Annotated in this window: 23 protein-coding genes; 8 read left to right on the forward strand and 15 right to left on the reverse strand. The window is 44.7% G+C overall.

The features are described 5' to 3' along the window. Positions 1-22: 22 nt before the first annotated feature. From J4N37_RS09685 to thrS, 12 genes are all read right to left on the reverse strand, one after another. Positions 23-1,141, reverse strand: a complete 1,119-nt coding sequence (locus J4N37_RS09685) for a GGDEF domain-containing protein (protein ID WP_029560997.1) — start codon at positions 1,139-1,141, stop codon at positions 23-25. Positions 1,142-1,478: 337 nt separating this feature from the next. Further along, entirely contained in the window at positions 1,479-2,288 is an 810-nt protein-coding gene (locus J4N37_RS09690; RefSeq protein ID WP_010448682.1) for a helix-turn-helix domain-containing protein, read from the reverse strand. Positions 2,289-2,627: 339 nt separating this feature from the next. Then, a complete protein-coding gene (locus J4N37_RS09695; protein ID WP_252040746.1) occupies positions 2,628-3,083 on the reverse strand; it encodes a hypothetical protein in 456 nt (151 codons plus the stop codon). 143 nt (positions 3,084-3,226) lie between these two features. Then, the gene (locus tag J4N37_RS09700; protein WP_252040748.1) at positions 3,227-3,541 is read right to left on the reverse strand and encodes a heavy metal-binding domain-containing protein; all 315 of its coding nucleotides are present in this window, start codon (positions 3,539-3,541) and stop codon (positions 3,227-3,229) included. A 1-nt stretch (position 3,542) separates the two neighbouring features. Beyond that, positions 3,543-3,932: a VOC family protein gene (locus J4N37_RS09705; protein ID WP_010448676.1), complete on the reverse strand. Its 390-nt coding sequence runs from the start codon at positions 3,930-3,932 to the stop codon at positions 3,543-3,545. Between the two features lie 10 nt (positions 3,933-3,942). Further along, positions 3,943-4,323, reverse strand: a complete 381-nt coding sequence (locus tag J4N37_RS09710; RefSeq protein ID WP_252040749.1) for a RidA family protein — start codon at positions 4,321-4,323, stop codon at positions 3,943-3,945. Between the two features lie 15 nt (positions 4,324-4,338). After that, positions 4,339-4,623: a MazG nucleotide pyrophosphohydrolase domain-containing protein gene (locus J4N37_RS09715; protein WP_010448672.1), complete on the reverse strand. Its 285-nt coding sequence runs from the start codon at positions 4,621-4,623 to the stop codon at positions 4,339-4,341. 59 nt (positions 4,624-4,682) lie between these two features. Next, positions 4,683-5,228: a GNAT family N-acetyltransferase gene (locus tag J4N37_RS09720; RefSeq protein ID WP_252040750.1), complete on the reverse strand. Its 546-nt coding sequence runs from the start codon at positions 5,226-5,228 to the stop codon at positions 4,683-4,685. Positions 5,229-5,464: 236 nt separating this feature from the next. Beyond that, the gene (gene rplT / locus J4N37_RS09725; protein WP_004727974.1) at positions 5,465-5,818 is read right to left on the reverse strand and encodes a 50S ribosomal protein L20; all 354 of its coding nucleotides are present in this window, start codon (positions 5,816-5,818) and stop codon (positions 5,465-5,467) included. A gap of 40 nt (positions 5,819-5,858) precedes the next feature. Beyond that, on the reverse strand, positions 5,859-6,053 hold the full coding sequence (rpmI, locus tag J4N37_RS09730; RefSeq protein ID WP_010448653.1) for a 50S ribosomal protein L35: 195 nt from the start codon (positions 6,051-6,053) through the stop codon (positions 5,859-5,861). Positions 6,054-6,176: 123 nt separating this feature from the next. Continuing rightward, positions 6,177-6,677, reverse strand: a complete 501-nt coding sequence (gene infC, locus J4N37_RS09735; protein WP_029560996.1) for a translation initiation factor IF-3 — start codon at positions 6,675-6,677, stop codon at positions 6,177-6,179. Positions 6,678-6,731: 54 nt separating this feature from the next. Beyond that, a complete protein-coding gene (gene thrS, locus J4N37_RS09740) occupies positions 6,732-8,660 on the reverse strand; it encodes a threonine--tRNA ligase (protein WP_010448649.1) in 1,929 nt (642 codons plus the stop codon). Positions 8,661-8,950: 290 nt separating this feature from the next. On the opposite strand from thrS, the gene J4N37_RS09745 reads away from it, so the two are divergent. Then, positions 8,951-9,937 (forward strand): DUF3187 family protein, encoded by a 987-nt coding sequence (locus tag J4N37_RS09745; protein WP_252040751.1) that lies wholly within the window; start codon positions 8,951-8,953, stop codon positions 9,935-9,937. A gap of 5 nt (positions 9,938-9,942) precedes the next feature. Here J4N37_RS09745 and J4N37_RS09750 read toward each other — a convergent pair whose 3' ends face one another. After that, positions 9,943-10,686 (reverse strand): sporulation protein, encoded by a 744-nt coding sequence (locus J4N37_RS09750; RefSeq protein WP_252040752.1) that lies wholly within the window; start codon positions 10,684-10,686, stop codon positions 9,943-9,945. 189 nt (positions 10,687-10,875) lie between these two features. Between J4N37_RS09750 and hutC the strand changes: the two genes are divergently transcribed. The 6 genes from hutC (at position 10,876) to J4N37_RS09780 (ending at position 18,293) form a co-directional block, all read left to right on the forward strand. Next, positions 10,876-11,583, forward strand: a complete 708-nt coding sequence (gene hutC / locus J4N37_RS09755) for a histidine utilization transcriptional repressor HutC (protein WP_171306320.1) — start codon at positions 10,876-10,878, stop codon at positions 11,581-11,583. Positions 11,584-11,703: 120 nt separating this feature from the next. Beyond that, positions 11,704-12,954: an imidazolonepropionase gene (gene hutI / locus J4N37_RS09760; protein WP_252040753.1), complete on the forward strand. Its 1,251-nt coding sequence runs from the start codon at positions 11,704-11,706 to the stop codon at positions 12,952-12,954. Between the two features lies 1 nt (position 12,955). Beyond that, a complete protein-coding gene (hutG, locus tag J4N37_RS09765; RefSeq protein WP_081234195.1) occupies positions 12,956-13,969 on the forward strand; it encodes a formimidoylglutamase in 1,014 nt (337 codons plus the stop codon). A 96-nt stretch (positions 13,970-14,065) separates the two neighbouring features. Next, positions 14,066-15,763 carry a urocanate hydratase gene (gene hutU / locus J4N37_RS09770; RefSeq protein ID WP_252040754.1) on the forward strand — a complete coding sequence of 566 codons (1,698 nt, stop codon included), beginning with the start codon at positions 14,066-14,068 and terminating at the stop codon, positions 15,761-15,763. Positions 15,764-15,774: 11 nt separating this feature from the next. Continuing rightward, positions 15,775-17,310, forward strand: a complete 1,536-nt coding sequence (gene hutH, locus J4N37_RS09775) for a histidine ammonia-lyase (RefSeq protein WP_010448635.1) — start codon at positions 15,775-15,777, stop codon at positions 17,308-17,310. A 257-nt stretch (positions 17,311-17,567) separates the two neighbouring features. Continuing rightward, positions 17,568-18,293: a DUF3581 domain-containing protein gene (locus J4N37_RS09780; protein WP_252040755.1), complete on the forward strand. Its 726-nt coding sequence runs from the start codon at positions 17,568-17,570 to the stop codon at positions 18,291-18,293. A gap of 81 nt (positions 18,294-18,374) precedes the next feature. Here J4N37_RS09780 and J4N37_RS09785 read toward each other — a convergent pair whose 3' ends face one another. Beyond that, positions 18,375-18,836 carry a methyltransferase family protein gene (locus tag J4N37_RS09785; RefSeq protein ID WP_252040757.1) on the reverse strand — a complete coding sequence of 154 codons (462 nt, stop codon included), beginning with the start codon at positions 18,834-18,836 and terminating at the stop codon, positions 18,375-18,377. Positions 18,837-18,928: 92 nt separating this feature from the next. Then, entirely contained in the window at positions 18,929-21,964 is a 3,036-nt protein-coding gene (gene ydiJ, locus J4N37_RS09790) for a D-2-hydroxyglutarate dehydrogenase YdiJ (protein ID WP_252040759.1), read from the reverse strand. A 264-nt stretch (positions 21,965-22,228) separates the two neighbouring features. Between ydiJ and J4N37_RS09795 the strand changes: the two genes are divergently transcribed. Next, the gene (locus J4N37_RS09795) at positions 22,229-22,909 is read left to right on the forward strand and encodes a DUF3334 family protein (RefSeq protein ID WP_010448630.1); all 681 of its coding nucleotides are present in this window, start codon (positions 22,229-22,231) and stop codon (positions 22,907-22,909) included. Positions 22,910-22,932: the final 23 nt, after the last annotated feature.

Raw genomic sequence — 22,932 nt, forward strand, 5'->3', positions numbered from 1 at the left:
GATTGTGTTTTTGCTTACTTAATCACAGCGATGGCGCTTGGACCGAACACACTGTGTTTTTACCGTTTTGTTTGGCTAAATAGACAGATTCATCGGCAGCTTTGATGAGATCAGTATACGTTTTCATCTCGTTGCGACGTTCAGCTACACCGACACTTATACTGCCTCGCCAAGGCTCTAGACCGGTTGGTATGAGGATATGAGAAATTTGCTTTCTTACCGCTTCAGCGACATGTAAACCGCCTTTAAGTTGAGTCTCTGGACAAATTACCAAGAATTCATCCCCACCTAGACGGCAGACAATATCATCACTTCTGAAATAATGTCTTAACGCCTTGGCCAACTCGCTGAGTACAACATCTCCAGCGTCATGACCACAAGTGTCGTTAACCTGTTTAAAGTAGTCAGCATCAATCATGATACAAACTAAAGGCTCGAGCTGCATGTCCTGTTCTTGCCAACAGTTTTTTAAAGTGCGAATTGCACTACGGCGGTTGGGTAATCCTGTCAGAGAGTCAGTGAGTGACAGCTCTTCAAGTTGCTTATTTGCTTGAGATAGCTGTTTCGTTCGCTCTGCGACTTTTTCCTCTAGAACCAAGTTAAGCTTCAATAACTCACGATTCCGCTCTGATACTTGAAGAAAAAGTGCGCTTAATGCCTCTAGCAAAGGCTCGGTGGAGTTGTCTGCTTTGCGCTCTTCGGTTTCATAGGCGTCCAAGGGCGAGCTACCATTTTTGATAGCTTCAACTTGACGAGCCATATTTTGATCAATACCTAGAATATGGTAAGCCAACCAGTGAATTAGAAAATCAAGAAGTTGTTCTGCTGCTTTTTTATTCTCTTCGCTAATAAAGCTTTGCATGCTAACAATGTCTGTCATGAAAGAGCGATGAACTTGTATGTGCTTTTGAATATGATCGTAATGCACCCCAACTTCACGCATTAGATTTTCTTCTTCCTTGAAGTGGAACTCTGCATAACGAGACAGCTCGAATAAAGCCAATTGAATGTCTTGAAGTGATATATTGTTGTGCGCTAGGAGTTCACCATATTTATTGATGAATTCCACGAGATACTGGTGCTGCTCATCGACTAGCTCTATTCCAGTTTCAAAATACTTATCCCAACGAAATGAATTCACCGTTACAACTCCTAACCAACGAGCTGGCATATTCAGTTGCTTATGTGCAGCAACCAATACCACAATTAATATAAGGAATAGTAACGATAAATATCAGTAATTGCTTTAATAGTCAGTCAAAATAATGACGTAGATCTCTATACCGTACGACTTTTGACTTAACCCTCAAATTTAATCTAAAGTCGTATTGAATAGAGCTAAATAAACTCACCTCCATGAACAAGATGCTACAAGCCGATAAGCATTTCCTTCATGAGAAGCTAAGTGTCAACGCCAACTGTGTATGGTTGAGTTAAAAACTTAGCATTCAAACTCTCCCTAACACTCCGGAAAACTCCTATATAGATAAGCTAGGTTTATCACCTGCCGATGCTATTGCATAGCGAATATCATCAATAAAATGCTGCTGAGTCTCGATTATACCGTCTGAAAAGGTAACGGGTTCATGAGGTCCGGCAATCAAAAGTACGTTGGTAAAATCTGATACATTAAAGTTCTCTGCCACCACGTTCTTTGAATGAAAATCTAATACGATTTTGGCAACTTTCTCTTCAAGTACGAGTAGTTGCTCCTCTGTTATTTTCATTCTCGATAATGCAACACGAACACACTTTTCTTGTTTCGTTGTTTGTTCCTTTATGATCTCTGTATATTTGTCATTAAGCTTTGAGTTGTCGGCATAACTATAATAGAGAGGACCATGCAACGTGATGTTGTTTTCCTCATCGACATAAACCAGATCGAGCAGTTCAAGCGCTCCCAGATAATCTGACATGCTTTGTTTTGAAAGATCATACTTTTTCATGAGAATGGTATAGCCGTCTTTTCCTCGTAGCATACGTAGTTCACGGTAGAAATCGTAAAGGTGGGGAAATTGGAAAAAGACTTCGTCTTGCGTGTGGCTAAAGTAGTCCTGATCCTCAGCTTGAAGTTGGTTAGCCAGCTTTTGTAACTCATCTAATGTGCAATCTACTGCTCGACAGTACTCTAGTAGTTTATCTAAAGCTAGGTTCGTACTAGTAAGATGGCGCTTGAAGGTTGACAGCGGCATCCCCATTTTTTCTGATAGCTCTCGATACGTTAGCCCTTTTGTTTTTATCGCCTGCCTTAACGCTGCCAACAAGTACTCGGGAGTGAGTTCTCTCATTAAAAGTTCCTAGTTCTCTGTTACGTTTATATTATATTTGTAACAATTTAGAACCAAGTAGCAAGACATAAGTTCATATTTTTATAAGAAAAACGTGAATTAATATATCATTGATCACATTTATCAACCCGATACCTGCCCACAAAATGCATTCAGTTTCATTATAAATTACAAATCATTTAGATTATAAACATTGTAAACAACATGCTATTCGTCGCATTTAATGCTATTTTTAAGCGGCAATTTTAGTATTTCCTACTCAAAGCATAATCCTAATTTAGAATATTCACCCTAAAAAGCATGCTGGCAAGATTGCATCTTTATGCAAAATCGTAATGTTTATTTTCGGTAAATTGCTTTTTTGCAAACACTACGATCGACATCAACCAAGTGAGCACGTAAAAACAGTAAGTGGATAACAGAGATTCCAAAAATAATGATAGGAATGTAGATGCTCGGCACTGATACCGCGATGTGAACCAAAGTCATTTTGAGCTTTTCAATTGCTCCAACCGAATGCTCAATTCCTTTGATATTGCCATCAGCAAAAATACCAAAAGCAAGATAATACAACATTAGATACATCAAGATAGATTCTTTCCACTGCCCTCTCTCCAAGTGAAGAATAGCCACAATGGAAACAAGCCAAGACAATAGTAATAAAGCAAGCAAACCCAAGAAGTCGATAGGAAAAGACAACATGGTGGCAAGTAGATTACCTTTAGCTGCTAACGTCGCAACGAGCAAGCAAACGCAGAAAGTCACAATCGTATTGTTTAACACCGTATCACGCATAAATACACCTCCCTTTTCAGGGGGCGGATTATGAATCACAATCGACCATCTGCATTTTGCTTAAGAGGGTTAGTCGAGGGAGAGTTTACAAATCCATCTTATTAATCATGACTTTGCAACACACCGTACAGTGCTACCTATTTCTAAACGAGCTTTACTGCGGTGCCAAATGCAAGAATTTCCGAAGAGCCATCGACAATCGAACTGGTGGTAAAACGGATGCTGACGACGGCATCTGCTCCTAGGTTCGCTGCATCTTCAACCATTCTTTGAATAGCAATATTACGGGCTTCAGTCATCATTTCGGTATAGCCTCGAATCTCTCCGCCAACAATGCTTTTTAAACCGGCCATGAAGTCACGCCCAATGTGCTTTGACTGAACTACATTGCCCGTCACGACACCTTTTATCTCGGCAATCTCTCGCCCAGGAATCGTCTCGGTTGTTGAATAAATCATGTTATACCTCAGTAAGATAGTTAGATAACTCAATTAAGTTACCATCTGGGTCTCTGATGTAAACCGATAGGATGTTACCAATTGCACCTGTCCGTTGGACGGGGCCATCAATAACCTCGATAGAATGGAAGTTTAAATGGGAAAGCACGTTTGCAATTGGCGTATCACATACAAAACACAAGTCGGCACTCCCAGAGGCCACCTGACTCGCCTTAGGTTCAAATTCATTGCCAAGCTGATGAAGATTTATCTTCTGCCGCCCATATACCAAAGCAACACGCCCTTCCCCGAAAGTAACACTTTCCATACCCAGAATCTGTGTATAGAAATCCAGTGTGGTTTGAATGTCTTTAACAGTCAGTACAAGGTGATCCAAGCGATTTATTTTCATTAAAGCCTCTCTACAATGCTTCAGATGAGATGACTGCCTCAATCTCAATAGATAAGTCGGGGTGAATCAAACGGCTCACCTCGACTAATGAACAAGCTGGCAAATAACCTTCATAGAAGTCGAATAACACCGAACGAATCTCTGGCAGTTGGTTCATGTCGGTTACAAATATGGTCAGCTTGACCAAATCGCGTTTCTCTCTTTGTTCTTCTGTGAGTATCTGCGACAAGTAAGTCAGAATCGTTTTTGTTTGCTCGATTAGGCTTTCACTTTGGCTTGGTGAACCCATAGCTGTCAGCCCTGACACATATAAAGTCTCACAATGTCTCGTGGCATGAACATAAGGACCAGAAATTTGCGGCAAAAATTCGTAACTGATTCGTTGAACCATGTTGTCTCCCCTTCCCTAGCGGTTGTATTTTCGTTTGTTCAGTATCTCTTTCACTTGGTGCGTTTTTTCTAAATCTATCTCATAAACATTGGCCAGCGCACAAATATAATAGAGTGCGTCATAGAGCTCTTCCGCGATTGTTCCTTTAATTGTGTCTTCTGTCGGCTGACCTGTAGCGCCTTTCCTAATCGACTCAGACAGTTCACCTACTTCTTCAATCAGTTTGAGAAAGTAATGGTGCTTCTGTTCCGGGTCGTGATCAAACTCTTTTATATGCGCTTGTAGTTCACGGATTTTCATTCCTAGTCCTTTTGCTTGTTGTCCGATTCCACCCTACCATAAGTAGATAACAGAATGATTTAACGTGATATTCCTTTGCTTAAAACAATGCAGTGATAGTCGCGCCCTAACTCATGCTCAGTATCATCAAATTGCTCTATCTGATTAAAGCCTTGCTTAAACCAAAAACGAAAAGCGTCGATATTCTCAACGTACACGTTCAGCATAGCTTTATGGAAAGGCGCATACTCAAGAGCAACTGCCAGTGTGCTATCAACGATTTCCTTTCCTAAACCTCTACCTTGATACTTAGGAGTCAGGCATAACATTGGTATCCATAAACATTCTTTCTCAGGAAAATTCAGTTCGAGTTGGATATAACCTATAGCATCCCCCTCTTTTGTCGAGATTTTCCTGAGGTAGAAGGCTTCTAGGTCTTCCGGCCTTTTCAGCAAAGCACTCTTTGAAATTAGCGCTTCATACTCGCAAATCGGCCAGTCACGAAAGGTATGGTCTTGAGCCACTTTTGGATGATTAGAGGCAAATAGAGACTTAGCCAATTCGGCCTGCGTGGTGTCGAAAGTAGAAAAAATTAAGTTCTTTGATTCCCAATAGCTCGGTAACACAGATACTCCTTATCCATGATGTGATGAGTAGGGGCAAAATAACAAATCCAGTCGTCAGAGCAACTGATTTGGTTAGAGTTGGGATGTAAGCAGGGAAACGGGAAACGGGAAACGGGAAACGGGAAACGGGAAACGGGAAACGGGAAACGGGAAACGGGAAAGTTTACGCCAGCGAAAGCTGAAGGCAATAAAAAAGGAGAGCTAATGCTCTCCTTCTCTTAATCCTAAACTGCTAATTAAAGAGCAGCTTTCGCTTTTTCAACTAGAACAGCAAATGCTGCTTTGTCGAATACTGCGATGTCCGCTAGGATCTTACGGTCGATCTCGATAGATGCTTTCTTAAGACCGTTGATGAAACGGCTGTAAGATAGACCATTTTGACGAGATGCTGCGTTGATACGTGCAATCCATAGTTGACGGAATTGACGTTTCTTAGCGCGACGGTCACGGTAAGCGTATTGACCAGCTTTAGTAACTGCTTGGAAAGCTACGCGGTAAACACGTGAACGTGCACCGTAGTAACCTTTAGCTTGTTTTAGAACTTTCTTATGACGTGCACGAGCTTGTACACCACGTTTTACGCGAGGCATTATGCTTCTCCTAAACTAAACGATTGATAACTAAAAAGAATTAAGCGTATGGCATCATACGAACAACTGCAGCAACTTCACAACGTGGAAGAATTGCATTTGGACGTAGTTGACGCTTGTTCTTAGTAGTACGCTTAGTCAGGATGTGACGTTTAGTAGCGTGCTTGTACTTAATACCACCAGCAGTTTTCTTAAAACGCTTAGCAGCACCTTTGTTGGTTTTCATCTTAGGCATGATGAATAACTCCGCATTGAGTAGGTTTAATAAACAACGTAATTAGGGCGAACAAAACCCAGCCGCTATACCTTTTATTAGAAGGAAAGGCGGCTAGGTCTTAATTACTTGATGAGCCGTTAATTACTTCTTTTTAGGGGCAAGAACCATGATCATCTGACGACCTTCAATCTTACTTGGGAAAGATTCCACTACAGCAAAGTCTACAGTGTCTTCTTTCAAGCGATTTAGAACGTCAACACCGATGTCTTGGTGTGCCATTTCTCGGCCACGGAAGCGAATTGTTACCTTCACTTTGTTGCCTTCTTCAAGGAAACGCGTCAGGTTGCGTAGTTTTACCTGATAGTCTCCAATATCAGTTCCAGGACGGAATTTTACTTCCTTAATCTGAACCTGCTTTTGCTTTTTCTTCTGCTCTTTAGCAGATTTGCTCTTCTCAAAGAGGAATTTGCCGTAGTCCATAACACGACATACTGGCGGCTCAGCGTTAGGACTGATCTCCACAAGATCCATGCCTGCTTCTTCAGCAGCTGCGATCGCTTCTTGAATCGATACAACACCAACTGATTCACCGTCAGCGCCTGTTAGTCGAACTTCACGAACGCCACGAATTTCACCGTTCATACGGTGTGGGTTTTGTTTTACCGGCTGTTGGCCGCGTCTTCCGCCTTTAATAGCTTATTCCTCCAGATTGAGCTTACGGCTTGAAATCTCGTCTTGGATGTATGAAATGAAATCATCCACTTTAAATTTGCCGAGATCTTTACCTTTACGAGTACGTACTGCGATTTCGCCTGCTTCCATCTCTTGGTCACCGACAACAAGCATATACGGTACACGCTTCAAAGTGTGTTCGCGGATTTTAAAGCCAATCTTCTCATTTCTCAAGTCCGCTTTAGCTCTAATTCCACTTTTTTGTAGTTTTTGTACTACTTCCTGAACATAATCTGACTGTTTATCAGTAATGTTCATAAGAATTGCCTGTTCCGGCGCCAACCAAGTTGGGAAGAAACCTGCATAATCTTCGATAAGAATACCAATGAAACGCTCTAGTGAACCTAGAATCGCACGGTGAATCATCACCGGAACAAGACGTTCATTGTTTTCACCTACATAAGTTGCACCTAGGCGACCTGGTAGGTTGAAGTCTAGCTGAACAGTACCACACTGCCATGCACGGTCTAGACAGTCGTATAGTGTAAATTCGATCTTAGGACCGTAGAATGCACCCTCGCCTTCTTGAATCTCGTATGGAATCTCCATTGATTCTAGAGACTGTTTCAATGCTTCTTCAGATTGATCCCAGATTTCGTCTGAACCTACGCGTTTTTCTGGACGAGTAGACAGTTTCACTACGATGTTGTCGAAACCAAATGTTTGGTACGTATCGTACACCATCTTGATACAATTTGTTACTTCTTCTTGAATTTGGCTCTCAGTACAGAAAATGTGAGCGTCATCCTGAGTGAAGCCACGTACACGCATAATACCGTGTAGTGCACCAGATGGTTCGTTACGGTGACATGAGCCGAACTCAGCCATACGTAGTGGTAGGTCGCGGTACGATTTTAGACCTTGGTTAAAGATCTGTACGTGACCTGGACAGTTCATTGGCTTGATCGCGTATTCACGGTTCTCAGAAGAAGTTGTGAACATCGCGTCTGCGTATTTGTCCCAGTGACCAGAGCGCTCCCAAAGAACACGGTCCATCATTAGAGGACCTTTTACTTCTTGGTAACCGTACTCATCTAACTTAGCGCGGATGAATACTTCTAGATCACGGAAGATAGACCAACCGTTGTGATGCCAGAACACCATGCCTGGTGCTTCTTGCTGCATGTGGAATAGGTCTAGTTGCTTACCAATCTTACGGTGGTCACGCTTAGCTGCTTCTTCTAAACGAGTTAGGTGCGCTTTCAATGCTTTCTTATCGTGGAAAGCGGTACCGTAGATACGTTGAAGCATTTTGTTGTCGCTGTTACCACGCCAGTAAGCACCTGCAACATTCAATAGAGTGAAGTGTTGGCAGAAGCTCATGTTAGGGACGTGAGGACCACGACACATGTCGATGTATTCTTCATGGTGGTAAAGGCCTGGACGATCATCACGAGATACGTTTTCGTCTAGGATTTCCACTTTGTATGGTTCGCCACGTGATTCAAATGTATCACGTGCTTCCTGCCAGCTAACTTTTTTCTTAACAACTTCGTACTTGGTTTTCGCTAGCTCTTTCATACGCTTTTCAATCTTTTCAAGATCGTCTTGCGTTAGAGACTCATCTAAGTCGATGTCGTAGTAGAAGCCGTTGTCGATGGTTGGACCGATCGCCATTTTAGCTTGAGGGTAAAGCTGCTTAAGAGCGTGACCAAGAAGGTGAGCACAAGAGTGGCGAACGATTTCTAGACCGTCTACTTCATCTTTTACTGTGATGATCTCAAGGCTTGCGTCTTCTTCAATTAGATCGCACGCATCAACGCGGTTACCGTTTACACGACCAGCGATAGTTGCTTTTGCAAGACCAGGACCGATCGATTGCGCAACTTCCATAGTAGAAACTGGGTTGTCAAATTGACGCTGACTGCCGTCAGGAAGAGTAATAATAGGCATGCTATGTCCTTTACAGTGGTGTTGCACACCAAGCAACACATGTTATTCAAATTAGAAGATATTTCGAGAGTCGATGACGGTCGCTCAGTAACACGAATACCGGACCTTCATCGGAACGAGGATTGTACATAGCTCACATTTAGAATGCAAAGGTGGAATTAAATTGAGCTAAGTTATTTTATATTCATCAGAAGCTAAGGATTGATGAATTAATTAAATTGAACAGTGTTCGATATTCAATAAAACTATAATTAATTTTATTGATAAAGATATAGTTAAGAAAGCATCTTATGCATTTTAGATTGAGACTAAGTGTTATTTCCTTACTCACTGCTTATCCTTCTATTACATATGCTACTAGCGACCTTTACGGCCCGCTTCGTTCATATGCTCAATCTCCTATCCAGGTTGTCAGCCACACCAATGTCCTTCGCTCTGGATATAGCCTCCCCTCCGGTTATGTTGAAGCGTATGCGTCAGGCACAATTGCTAGCGTCTGGGCTCATACCAGCGACTATTCACTCGACTATTACCACAACCAACTCGAGTTAGGCGGCAAGTGGCAAATCAATGAAAAGTGGCAATGGGAGTTAAACTATCGCTGGGTTTTTGCTGCAGATAACCATTTGGATGGATTGACCGAAAGCTTTCACGACTTTTTTGGTATTGGGCAGAATGGACGTGATGAGGTCGATAAGAATCGTTTCTATATGTCGATGCCTGAATACGACATATTAATAGAAAATTTTGAAGGCGAAACGCTAGCGAATAATCTCTCTACCTACCTTCAATATCAGCTATTACAAAATGAGCATCATGGTCTGTCTATTGGCGGGAGTCTCTATTACAACGATGTGCCACACGGTACCTTCAAAGGTACAAGCTTTGAGCAAGGCCTACAAATTAATTACACCTACCAATTGAATTCAGCCAATGTGTTCTATTCGATGGTTGGAATGACATTCCGCTCCGGCGATCGTGCTCTAAAAGACTTCCCCTACCGCCACAACACCGCTGCATTTGCCTCCGGCTATCGGTATGCACTCAAAGAAAACCATCACTTCATTCTCGAATATCATTGGTATCAAGGTTCGACAGAAGGACCTAGCGAGTTTGCCGATACATCAAATGAGTTTGTGATTGGATATCGCTATTTAATGGAGAACTCAGCTATTGAGATAATGGCGATTGAGAATGCGAGAAATATGGACAACAGTACCGATATCGCCTTTACGTTTGGATATCGGTACTTGTTCTCTCCAGAAACGGAAAGTTAGGAGTATTACAGATTTAACGTTGGCGCGACTGCTGCCGCAACTTGTGAATCAGACGCTCCGATCGGTAGCGAGAAAGAACGGTATTGGTCGCCAGACATGCTAAATGAGCGGTCAATCTCTGCTAAGCAATGGACCGTTCCACCATCCAAAATAAAGGAAAGCTCAATCTCTTTAGTAGAAACGAAACCGTTGTTGCGGAACTCTAGTTCTTGGTAAATACCCGAGCGAGAAGAGAAAGTATTACCACGTAAGAAGCCTTTCTCTACATCCGCTTTCACCATGGTAAAACCAGCTTGCTCGATTGCTTGGATTACGCGTGAAGCCACTGGTAATGGCTTAACCTCGATGTAATCTCTATCTCGAGGGTCAATTGCAAAGTCGATATCTAGCGTGGTTTCAACCCAAACGTGACACTGATTTTTTAGCGCGCTCACTGCGGTGATAGGCGTTTCATCGTGCAATTTGAGCTCAAATGGTACTTGCTTTTCTTCATTGGGTTGAATAACAAACGGCTCTACTGCTTTCAGCTGATCGATAGTAAAAGTTTGATAGCTAACACTGTCATCTACTTCCACTTTCATTTCCGTGTTTAGTTTGATGGTGATGGCATCAATTTGCTGCTCCACGTCACCACCTTTGATTTGAACATGACCGCGTAAAGTCGCGCCTTGATATACGCTCATTTCATCTAAAATCGTGTCCACTTTTGCTGAGCCGATACCAAGTGACGCTTTTAGTTTCTTAAACATATGATTCCTTCGTGACTGTCTGTTTTCATTATTTTTATATCTGTTTACACAACAGATACGGCTCCTGCAAGTAATAGACTGCAAGAATGCGGAGTAATTCCTTTTATCAGCGCACAAAATGACTCTATCTGTTTGCAATTTGTGCATAGATTACGCACTATTTGTATAGTCAATTAAAAGGAAGTCATTATGTCTGCGCCACTCTACATGCAAATCAAACGGTTTATCCTCGATAAAATTGATTCGGGTGAGTGGATGGTTGGACATCGTATCGCAACTGAAATCGAATTGACGGAACAGTTTGGTGTAAGCCGAATGACCGTTAACAAAGCGATTCGAGACTTAGTTAATGAAGGCAAACTGCAACGCCGACCTCGCCTCGGCACCTTTGTTTGTGACCCGGCTGAGAAGTCTGAATCTCCCCTATTAGACATACGCAACATTGCCGATGAAATCATGAATCGGGGCCGCGCTCACCACAGTGAAGTGCTGCAACAAATCGCTATCAAAGCCGATGACAGTATTGCGACAAAACTTGGTGTGATGCTAGGTACCACAGTGTTTTACAGCGAGATCATCCACTTTGAAGACGGTAATCCAATCCAGCTTGAGCTGCGTTGGGTCAACAGCCAGTACGCGCCTAGTTACCTACGACAAGACTTTACTTGCATGACTCCAAACCAGTACCTTTCTGATAACTGTCCTCTCAGTGCAATAGAGCACACTGTTGAGGCGATAGTGCCAGAAGGACGCGTTAAACAAGACTTGAAAATGCAAGCTAACGAGCCTTGTTTACTGCTCAACCGTCGAACGTGGAGTCAAGATAAACTGGTGAGTACTGCGCTACTTTACCATCCGGGCAATAAGTACAAATTAAGCTCTAAGATCCTGCTATAAACTAGGCGTTACTTCTTCGTTTTGATCACATTTCAGCAACATTAGCCTTGCCAGTGATGCTTTTTTCTCCTATTTATTTGTATATACATTTAAAAGTACAAATCAAAAGGAAGTATCAGAATGGATTTGCTGATTGAAAATGCACGCCTCGTCACTATGCAAGAAGGAGAACAAGGCTACCTACCCTCTCCCCTTGCTCGCGTCGGCATTCGGTCAGGAAAAATTGTCGCACTCAGTACCACAGCAGGAGGCGAAGACAGCGCAGAAACCGAATCCATCCTGAATCCAGACCACTACGAACAGAGCATTGACCTTCAAAGCAAGCTATTGCTACCAGGTTTGATTGATTGCCACACTCATCTCGTGTACGCCGGAAATCGTGCCAATGAGTTTGAAATGCGCCTCAACGGTGTGCCTTATGAAGAGATCGCCAAGCAAGGCGGCGGTATTCTTTCTACCGTTCGTGCAACCCGCGAAGCAAGCGAAGAACAACTTATCGAGCTTGCTCTACCACGCCTTGATGGCCTACTCGCCAGCGGCGTGACTTCTATAGAGGTAAAATCCGGTTACGGGCTGACATTGCAAGATGAAATCAAGATGCTGCGCGCAGCGAAAGCCTTAGAGCAAGAACGCAAAGTAAAAATCACCACAACTCTACTCGCCGCTCATGCACTTCCACCAGAATTTAAAGACCGCGCTGACGATTATATCCAGCATATTTGTGACGACATCATTCCCCTCGTGGCAGAAGAAAAGCTCGCCACCAGCGTCGATGTGTTTTGTGAATCGATAGGTTTTAACTTAGCTCAAACCGAGCTTGTCTTTGAGGCAGCAAAAAAACATGGCTTGCATGTGAAAGGTCATACTGAACAGCTTTCTGATTTAGGCGGCACTGCGCTAACGGCAAAATACAATGGCCTTTCTGCCGATCATATTGAATATCTCGATGAAATTGGTGTGCGTGCTCTTGCCAATTCCCCGACTGTGGCAACCTTGCTCCCTGGTGCGTTCTACTTCTTACGTGAAACCCAACTGCCTCCTATCGAATTACTCAGAGCGCACAAGGTGCCAATGGCGATAGCGACAGACATCAACCCAGGGACATCGCCATTTGCTGATTTAACCTTGATGCTGAACATGGCTTGCACTTTTTTCCGTTTAACCCCTCAAGAAGCACTGCGTGGCGTCACTCAAAACGCAGCAAAAGCACTGGGTTATGGGGAGTCTCGTGGCGTGATTGAAATCGGTTATGACGCGGATTTCTCAATTTGGGATATCGAACACCCAGCAGACCTTAGTTACCAAGTCGGCGCAAAACGTTTAGTAGGTCGTATAGTAAATGGTGAATATGTCTCTCACGGAGGACTGTAACATGGCTCAATCAGATCCAAATACCGCTCCATTTCACTGGCAAGGTCGCCACGATGCAGAAGATGGAGAACTGGGTAAGCGCGTTCACCACGTGATTAAAAATATTTCTGTTGAAGAGTTACCGAGCAGAAGCGAAGGCGTCTCAATCCTTGGTTTTGCGACCGACGCGGGTGTTGCTAGAAATAAAGGCCGTATTGGAGCGAAAAAGTCACCGGATTTAATCCGTCGTGCCCTAGCCAATCTCGCTTGGCACCAAGATGCGCCGCTTTATGACCTCGGTACTGTCGTTTGCGAAGACGACCTGCTAGAGAGCAGCCAATCGCAATGCGCAGCTACAGTTGCTCAAGCGCTTCCCCATTCACCAGTCGTAGTACTAGGCGGCGGGCATGAGATCGCATGGGCATCATTTTCCGGGTTGGCCGAGTACTTCAAAACCCATCACCCAGACAAGCAGCCGAAGATTGGCATTATCAACTTCGATGCACATTTCGACCTGCGCGCTTTTGAAAGTTCGCTGGCAGATGTAAAACCGAGCTCAGGCACACCATTTAATCAGATTCATCACTTCTGCCAACGCAATGATTGGAAGTTTCATTACGCTTGCATTGGCGTCAGTCGCAGCAGCAATACCAAAGCGCTATTCCAGAAAGCGGACGAGCTCAACGTTTGGTATGTAGAAGACAAACAGCTTTGCTACATGAACCACAGCTACCATTTAACGCAACTACAGCACTTTATCGATGACTGCGATTACCTCTATCTAACGATTGATTTGGACGTATTCCCTGCGGCAACAGCACCGGGTGTAAGCGCTCCAGCGGCAAGAGGGGTCAGCTACGACATCATTTCGCCGTTTCTCGACCGAATCCTACATTACAAAAACAAGCTCATGCTGGCAGACATTGCCGAGTATAACCCCACTTATGACGTCGATAGCCAAACCGCTCGATTGGCAGCCCGCCTATGTTGGGACATTGCCAATGCCATGGCAGAGAAAGACCATAAACCAAAATAACCTAACCCAATAACAATCAACTCGAACAGCTCTTTGTTCGAGTAGAAATAGCCAAGCACAGACTTGGTACACACGTGAAACTAAAGGAGTCTTAAAATGACACAGCGCCAGGGACAAGATCCACGACTTGATACAAGCAGAACAATTCGTGCTCCACACGGTACACAACTGCGCGCCAAATCTTGGCTGACGGAAGCCCCGCTTCGTATGCTGATGAACAACCTTGATCCAGATGTAGCCGAGCACCCTCACTCGCTCGTTGTATACGGTGGTATTGGTCGAGCAGCACGAAATTGGGAATGCTTCGATAAGATTGTTGAAGTGTTAGAAAGACTCGACGATGACCAAACTCTTCTCGTCCAATCAGGCAAACCAGTTGGCGTTTTCCCGACTCATAAAAATGCGCCACGCGTTCTGATTGCGAACTCAAACCTAGTACCACATTGGGCCAACTGGGAGCACTTCAATGAGCTCGATAAAGAAGGCTTGATGATGTACGGACAGATGACGGCAGGTAGCTGGATTTACATCGGCTCACAAGGCATTGTTCAAGGCACTTACGAGACGTTTGTCTCAGTAGCTAAAAAGCACTTTAACGGCGACGCAAAAGGTCGATGGATCCTGACAGGCGGCCTTGGTGGTATGGGCGGCGCTCAACCTCTAGCTGGCACAATGGCAGGTTTCTCAATGATTGCTGTTGAGTGTGACGAATCACGTATCGATTACCGTCTACGCACTGGCTACGTCGACAAGAAAGCCACATCGCTAGATGAAGCCCTAGCGATGATCAAAGAATCCGACACGCCTATTTCAGTCGGTCTACTAGGTAACGCAGCTGACATCTTCCCTGAGCTTGTGGAACGTAGCATCACGCCAGACGTAGTAACAGACCAAACTTCCGCGCACGACCCATTGAACGGCTACTTACCTCAAGGTTGGAGTATGTCTCATGCGGCAGAAATGCGCTTACAAGACGAAGCTGGTGTAGTTAAAGCGGCAAAACAATCAATGGCTGTGCAAGTTCAAGCCATGCTAGAACTGCAAAACCGCGGCGCTGCAACACTGGATTACGGTAACAACATCCGCCAAATGGCGCTGGAAGAAGGCATCGAAAACGCGTTTGATTTCCCAGGTTTCGTACCGGCTTACATTCGTCCTTTATTCTGTGAAGGTATCGGGCCATTCCGTTGGGCAGCATTGTCTGGTGACCCAGAGGACATCTTCAAAACCGATCAGAAAGTAAAAGAGCTGATCCCTGATAACCCTCACCTTCACAACTGGCTAGATATGGCACGTGAACGCATTCAGTTCCAAGGTCTGCCTGCACGTATCTGTTGGGTAGGTCTGAAAGACCGTGAGCGCCTTGGCCAAGCCTTTAATGAAATGGTAAAAAAAGGTGAACTGAAAGCACCGGTCGTTATCGGCCGTGACCACCTAGACTCCGGCTCGGTAGCCAGCCCGAACCGCGAAACCGAAGGCATGATGGATGGCTCTGATGCCGTATCGGATTGGCCATTACTCAATGCTCTATTGAACACCGCAGGCGGCGCAACTTGGGTATCACTTCACCATGGTGGCGGCGTTGGCATGGGCTTCTCTCAACACTCAGGTATGGTGATTTGTTGTGACGGCAGTAATGATGCCTCTGAGCGTATTGCTCGCGTACTTCACAATGACCCAGCGACGGGCGTTATGCGTCATGCCGATGCGGGATATGACATCGCAAAACAATGTGCAGCCGAGCAAAAACTGGATTTGCCAATGCTCAATGAAGAACTGAAAAAGCTGAAGTAAGGATGAAAGACATGCTCAATTTAACGCTAAAGCCAGGCCATATTAGCTTAAACGAATTGCGTCAGGTGAGCCGCTCACCTGTCAACCTTACTCTCGATCCAGAAGCCATTCCGGCCATTGAGGAAAGCACTCAAGTTGTCGACCGCGTGATTGCAGAAGATCGCACCGTTTATGGCATCAATACGGGGTTCGGTCTCCTCGCGAACACACGCATCGCGCCGGAAGATCTAGAAACGCTGCAACGCAGTATTGTACTTTCACACGCTGCTGGTATCGGTAAATTCATGTCAGACGAGACCGTTCGTTTGATGATGGTGCTGAAAATCAACAGCCTTGCGCGTGGCTTCTCTGGCTTGCGTTTGAAAGTCATCAACATGCTGATTGACCTTGTGAATGCGCAGGTGTACCCATGCGTGCCACAAAAAGGCTCAGTAGGCGCATCGGGAGACTTAGCGCCGCTGGCTCACATGAGTACGGTACTTCTTGGGGAAGGCCAAGCGCGTCACAATGGCAAAGTCATTTCTGGCTTAGAAGCTCTGCAAATTGCTGGTCTAGAACCAATCACACTGGCACCTAAAGAAGGCCTTGCACTGCTTAACGGTACTCAAGCGTCAACGGCGTTTGCACTCGAAGGTTTGTTCATTGCCGAAGATTTGTTCTCATCTGCGACCGTTTGTGGCGCGATGTCGGTAGAAGCAGCACTGGGCAGCCGTCGTCCGTTCGACCCACGTATCCACCGTGTTCGTGGTCATCGCAGCCAAATGGATGCGGCGTTAGCGTATCGACATATGTTAGAAGCAACCAGTGAGATTGGTGAATCCCATACCAACTGTGAAAAGGTTCAAGACCCTTATTCACTGCGCTGTCAGCCTCAAGTTATGGGTGCTTGTTTACAACAAATTCGCAATGCGGCAGACACCCTGCAGGTAGAGGCTAACTCGGTGTCCGATAACCCGCTTGTGTTTGCGGAAGACGACGACATCATCTCTGGCGGTAACTTCCACGCTGAGCCCGTTGCTATGGCGGCGGATAATCTTGCACTTGCGATTGCAGAGATTGGTAGCTTGTCAGAGCGTCGCATGGCACTCCTTATTGATAGTGCTCTGTCTAAACTTCCTCCATTCTTGGTCGACAATGGCGGCGTAAACTCGGGCTTTATGATTGCGCAGGTAACGTCAGCAGCACTAGCGAGTGAAAACAAAACGCTCGCTCACCCTGCTTCTGTCGATAGCTTGCCAACATCCGCAAACCAAGAAGACCACGTATCAATGGCGACCTTCGCTGCTCGTCGTCTGAAAGAGATGGGTGAAAATACGCGTGGCATTTTGGCGGTTGAATACTTATCTGCCGCGCAAGGCTTGGATTTCCGCGCGCCAAACAAATCTTCTGAACGTATCGAGATTGCAAAACAAATGCTGCGTGAAAAAGTGTCGTTCTACGATAAAGACCGCTACTTCGCACCAGATATTGAGCAAGCCAACGCACTACTCAAGCTTGCTCTTCACAACGCATTGATGCCAGAGAGCTTGCTCCCTAGCGTGCATTAATCATTATTGCTGATGACCTAAAGGCTCCTTCGTGGAGCCTTTATTGTATTTATACGCATCGCGTCCTTCAATGATATGGTAAATTACTGATTTATAGCCATACTGAATAGTGCAATACAAAAGCGCCATTTTTGGTGCTTTATTCCGCTGCGTTATCGTTTCATTGTTAAGATACAGTGAAGTTTTCACTGGATGGACCATTGCTACGCAGATATTCGCATATAATCCCTGACAGTTTTGGTTACTACGTAAAAATTATGTTTCTAACACCTTATTTTTCAAATACTAATCACCAATTTCAGTTCACTCGTGAGCAAGCAAGTCACTTCGCAAAACGCGTAGCCGGTGATTACAACCCTATCCATGATGAAGACAACAAACGCTTTTGTGTGCCTGGCGATCTGCTTTTTGCTGTTTTGCTGAGCAAAGAAGGCGTAAGCCAAAAGATGCGTTTCGATTTCTCCGGAATGGTAAATGATGGTGTTGCACTTCACATTGAAAATAAGTGTGAAAAAGAGAGTGCGGTAGTCGATGCTGCGGGCAAAGAATACCTGCACATGTCGCGTGAAGGTGAAACTAACCACAACCCTGCGTTCATTGAGCATGTCGTAACAAACTACGTTCAATTCTCTGGCATGAACTTCCCTCACATCATGGTTCCTCTAATGGAAGAGAAACAAATGATGATCAACTGCCAACGACCTCTAGTAATCTACGAGAGTATGGAAGTGGAATTCAGCCGTCTGGACCTAACTCATCCAGAAGTGGACTTTACGGGTGCAACGTTTGACGTTGAAGGCAAACGAGGCTTAGTGACGCTAAACTTCGCTTTCAAAGAAGATGGTGAAGTTGTTGGTAAAGGCATTAAGCGCATGGTAGCTAGTGGCCTTAAGCCATACGACCAAAAGGCGGTAGACGATTTAGTTCAACGCTTCCACGAACGCAAAGACGCTTTTTTAGCAAAGTTCGCTAAGGCAGCTTAACCAGCTGCCGACAAAAGTATCAAAGAAAACCCAGCTATTTAGCTGGGTTTTCTTTTTACTGCCAGTGTCTACGGACTTTCATTAAATCCAGCGACGCACTTGATTCTTGTAATCCAAATAATCTTCACCAAACAATCTTTCTAATGCGCGCTCTTCTGGTTTGATTTGAAAGCGATTCATATATACAACAAACAATACGCTGCACAAAATGACACTTAGATGCTGCCACCATAAGCCAACCGCAATGATCACTAACAGTAGAGCGACGTACATTGGATTACGCGTATATGCAAAAATGCCAGTATCAACCACCATCGATGCGGTTTCTGGCTTAACGGGGTTTACCGTCGTCTTGGCTTTACGAAACTCGTAAACCCCAGCAATACCAACAGCAACTGCAAGCGCGATTAGCCCTGCGCTAACAAACTCAACAAAAGGCACCGTAATCTTCATCTCTGGCAACGTACCCTTTAACCAGTACATCAGTAGTACCATCAACAAAAAAAGAGCAACGGGTGGTACTTTAAGCTCTAGCTTTTTCAATCTTCATATCCTTATGAGAATAAATCATAGTCATCATTGGTAACGCTTCGCTACTGACAAAAAGCCCAGTTAAACTGGGCTTTCGTAAAGTATTATATCAAGGTTAGCAAAGCTTGAACCGGGTGCTTAGGTTTTACCCCTTCAAAGCGTTTGACTTGGCTTCGGCAGGAGTATCCGGTAATTAAACAACGCTCATTATCGAGTTTATCCAAGTTTGGCTTCCAACTCAGATCATAAATATCACGAGACATTGATAGCTTATCCACCTCATGACCGAAAGTACCCGCCATACCACAGCAACCTACTGGTACGGTATTCAAGACCGCGCCAAAGTGAGCGAAGATAGCCCCCCACTCTTTCTCAGCGTTTGGCATTTTGGTTTTCTCTGTACAATGCGCGAACAAATACCAAGGCGCTTGCTCATTAGATTCCAGGGCCTCGAACTCACCTAGCCTTGGGTGAAGCCATTCATGCGCAGTAAGAACATCAAACACGCCTCGCTTGCTGCCTAATACTTCAGCGTATTCATCGCGGTAACAAAGCACTAACGCAGGGTCGACCCCTACCATTGGGATATCTAAATCTGCGACCATTTCAAGGAACTTCGCAGTGTCTTGCGCAGTATTTTTAAACTGACGTAAGAAACCTTTAATATGCTGCGCTTTGCCATTCGGTTTGAATGGAAGTAGAACTGGATTCATACCCAGTTTTTTAACTAGCTTCACAAAGTCTTCCACGACTTCAGCGTCGTAGTAGCTGGTAAATGGGTCTTGAACAATCAGCACATGCTTTTGCTTATCTTCGCTTGATAGACCACTTAATGCTTGAAGATCATAAGCAGTGGTTAACGTCTCAACTCGCTCCTTCAAGGTCGGAACAGAAAGCAGCGGCGCATCAACATACCCTACGGTCGAAGCCGTTAAGCTCTGAACCCAAGACTGCTTAAGCACACCATTAACCACACTTGGTGCTTTTGCCATTAATGGCAGCATAGACTCGATGTTCGACACCAAATAGTCTTTTGCTGGACGTTGGTAACGTGAGTGATAAATATTGAGAAAGCGAGAGCGGAAGCTAGGCACATCAACTTTGATAGGGCACTGGCTCGCGCATGCTTTACATGCCAAGCAGCCGTTCATCGCCTCGTAAACTTCGTGAGAGAAATCATACTCATGACGGCGATTTATCGAATTACGGACACGATCAATCATGGTTTTGATGGATGTCTTGTTTTCTAGCGTTTGCTGCTCCAGATCGAGAATATCGATACCCTGCTCTGTTAGCTGGCGTAACCATTCACGAACTAATCCTGCGCGCCCTTTTGGCGAGTGGCGACGGTCTGCTGTCACCTTCATTGAAGGACACATTGGTGAACTGGTGTCGTAGTTAAAGCACAATCCGTTACCGTTACACTCCATCGCCTGTTTGAAGCTGTCACGGACTTGAACGTCAATCTGGCGGTCGAAGTAGCCGCGTTTGGTGTCGGAGACTTTTACCAGCTCTGCATCGCTATTTAGTGGCGTACAGATCTTACCCGGATTCATTTTATTGTGCGGGTCGAAAGCTGCTTTTACTCGGCGTAACTCAGTAAAGAGTTCTTCACCAAAAAACTCAGGCCCATATTCAGAGCGGAAACCTTTCCCGTGCTCACCCCACATTAAGCCGCCGTATTTCGCCACCAGCTTAACCACCTCATCTGAGATTTCATGCATCAATGCTTCTTGGTGAGGGTCGCACAGATCCAACGCTGGGCGAACGTGAAGTACACCTGCATCTACGTGCCCAAACATACCGTAGTTGAGTGATTTCGCGTCTAGTAACTCACGGAACTCAACAATAAAATCCGCTAGGTTTTCCGGTGGTACACAAGTATCTTCTGCGAAGGCTACTGGCTTCGCACGCCCTTTGGCTGCACCAAGCAGACCTACCGCTTTTTTACGCATATTGTAGATACGGCCGATACTCGCGACGTCGCTACATACTTGATAACCGATAATACCGGCTTCTTCTGTCTCCAACATGCTATCTAGCTTGGCAGTCAGGAAGGCGACTTGAGAAGCAACTTCTTCTTCATCCTGGCCTGCATATTCCACCATGTTGATGCCAAGCATCTCTTTATCTGGCACGTCGGTGATTAAGTCGCTCACTGTGTGCCAAACGATGTCTTGTTTCGCTAGGTTAAGTACTTTTGAATCAATGGTTTCTACCGACAAAGCGTTCGCTTCAACCATAAATGGGGCGTTACGCAATGCAGAATCAAAACTGTTGTATTTAACGTTCACCAAGGTGCGCGCCTTAGGAATACGGGTTAGGTTAAGCTTGGCTTCAGTAATAAAGGCCAGTGAACCTTCTGCACCACACAGCACTCGAGTGATATCGAAACTATCTTCCCCCTCATCAAACGCATTCTTGAGGTCATAACCCGTTAAGAATCGGTTTAAAGGTGGAAACTTGTCATTGATTTGCGGACGCTTTTCACGGCACACCGTCTCGGTCACATGCATTGCGGTGTACGCAAACTCACCTTCACTTGGCAAACCATTTGAAAGATCCGACTCTAACAACGAGCCGTCAGCAAAAACCGCTTGAAGTGATAGCACGTGATCAGATGTCTTACCGTATTTCAGAGACCCCTGACCAGACGCATCGGTATTGATCATCCCACCGATAGTCGCTCGGTTACTCGTCGATAGATCAGGAGAGAAGAAGAAACCGTAAGGGCGAACAGCGTCATTAAGTTGGTCCTTAACCACACCAGTTTGGACACGAACCCAACCTTCATCTTCGTTGATTTCTAAGACTTTGTTCATGTGGCGAGATAAATCAACCACAATGCCTTTCGTCAACGACTGACCGTTGGTTCCCGTCCCTCCGCCACGCGGTGAGAAGGTAATTTGCTCGTATTCTTCTTTATTGCCCAGCTTACCAACGAGAGAGACGTCATGTGTGTTTTTTGGATGGACTACCGCTTGAGGTAGCTGTTGATAAACACTGTTGTCAGTCGCTACTGCTAGGCGGCTTGAATATTGGCTTTCGATGTCGCCAGTGAATCCTGCATTTTCCAACTCTTTTAGGAAAGATAATACAAGAGGATCGACATCCGTTTGAGAGTGTAATCTTGGTAACATTGCTTCCTGCCCCTACGACACTATTCCGATCAGTGATAGGTATTGTTTTTGTTTACTTGGCCGACTCTCCAATCAATTATTGCGATAATTGAAGAAGTTGATAGGTTAAGTAATATTCTTTGAATTTCGTCACTTTACAACATTTAAAAAAGTGATCAAATCAGATTCTCATTGCAACAATTGAACTTATGCTTTCTTTTTTAGCTATTCACACCTACATTGATGCAAAACTCGCTTTTAAGACCATTATATTGAGCATTTAGAATGAAAAAAAATAAAGTAGTCACTACTGAGGATATCCTTTTAAAACTTTGTCAGTCGGTTTCCGGCGTCTTAACTTCAGCAACATCTTCTCAAGTTCACTATTCAGCAATGGTGCAAAAGATCAACAAAACCAGCCTTAAGCCAGATTTTGGCTGCTTTGTCCTTTTTGACGGTGGTTTTACTGGCTTAGTTGTCATTAACTTTACCGCAAAGGCGGCGCTCGAGATTTATACGGACTACATGCGTAATATGGGCATGCCGGAAGAAGAACTTGCAATCTCGCATACGTCTGATGAAGTCGGTGATGTCCTTGGTGAGCTGATGAACCAACTAGTGGGTGACTTCACGAATAAAATCCGTAAAGAGCTACAAACAAACATCACGCAAAACCAACCTAAGATGCTGGCTCTGAACAAGCAAGTGATTCTGCAAGTTGATACTAACCTTGACCGCCCACAAGCGCGTCGCGTGACATTCTCTACGGCAAATAACAACATCTTCTATTTGGAACTAGCAATGGATAAAACCGAGTTTATCCAGCTAGAAGAGTTTGAAGTTGCTGAAGATGAAACGCCAGATGATATCTTGGAAGCAACCCGTAAGAGTATGGAAGAAAAGTCAAAGCCTGAAACAACAGCGAGTAGCGCGGCAGATGACCTACTTGACGAGCTTGGCATCTAATTTAATGTCAGCCCCCCTCTTTT

It is taken from the genome of Vibrio sp. SCSIO 43153 (genome assembly GCF_023716625.1).
In the GTDB taxonomy this organism is placed as follows: domain Bacteria; phylum Pseudomonadota; class Gammaproteobacteria; order Enterobacterales; family Vibrionaceae; genus Vibrio; species Vibrio rotiferianus.